1 protein-coding gene is annotated in these 735 nt (G+C 59.3%); it reads left to right on the top strand.

The genetic code is table 11. The features are described 5' to 3' along the window. Positions 1 to 713: IS66 family transposase (gene tnpC / locus P775_RS24235; RefSeq protein ID WP_143520989.1), on the top strand; the 713-nt coding region annotated here is incomplete at its 5' end. Positions 714 to 735 lie beyond the last annotated feature (22 nt).

Here is a 735-nt window from a genome sequence, read left to right as displayed (position 1 = left end):
GGGCTGGCGCGGCTCCGCCCTGCGTAGCCTTCACCTATGCGCCGGGGCGGTCCGGCCAATATGCAGATGACATTTTGAAGGGCTTCTCGGGCATCCTTCAGGTGGATGGGTATGCAGGCTACAATCGCCTGCTCAAACGTGTCGATAACAATGTTGCTTTGGCGTACTGCTGGGCGCATGCGCGACGCAAACTGCACGAGGTCGCGCAGTCTGGCACCGCACCCATCTCCGAAGAGGGTTTGAAACAGATCGCAGCCCTCTACCGCATCGAAAAGGATATCCGTGGGCTGAACGCCGAAGCGCGGCTGGCCGCGCGGCAAGAACAGTCAGCCCCATTGATCGCGGCGTTTGAGGCATGGCTGACCGCCCATCGCGCCCGCGTATCTGCCAAAGCGCCCTTGGGCGAAGCGCTCAAATACATCGCCAAATACTGGGACGGGCTATGCCTGTTCCTAACCGACGGCCGCATCGAGATGGACAATAACGCTGTCGAGCGCACTATCCGTCCTATCGCCTTGAACCGCAAAAACGCGCTCTTCGCTGGTCATGATGCAGGGGCCGTAAACTGGGGCGTCATCGCTTCGCTGGTCGAGACCTGCAAGCTCAATTACGTCGATCCCCACGCCTATCTGACCCACACGCTCACAGCCATTGTAAACGGGCATAAACAATCTGATATCGACGCGCTGCTGCCGTGGAATTACGCCAAATAGGTGGGAACGGCGCACCGCTTAC

This window comes from Puniceibacterium antarcticum, assembly GCF_002760615.1.
Taxonomy (GTDB): Bacteria; Pseudomonadota; Alphaproteobacteria; order Rhodobacterales; family Rhodobacteraceae; genus Puniceibacterium; species Puniceibacterium antarcticum.
Note: the sequence above shows the minus strand (reverse complement) of the source record. Positions and strands in the feature narration are given on the sequence as shown.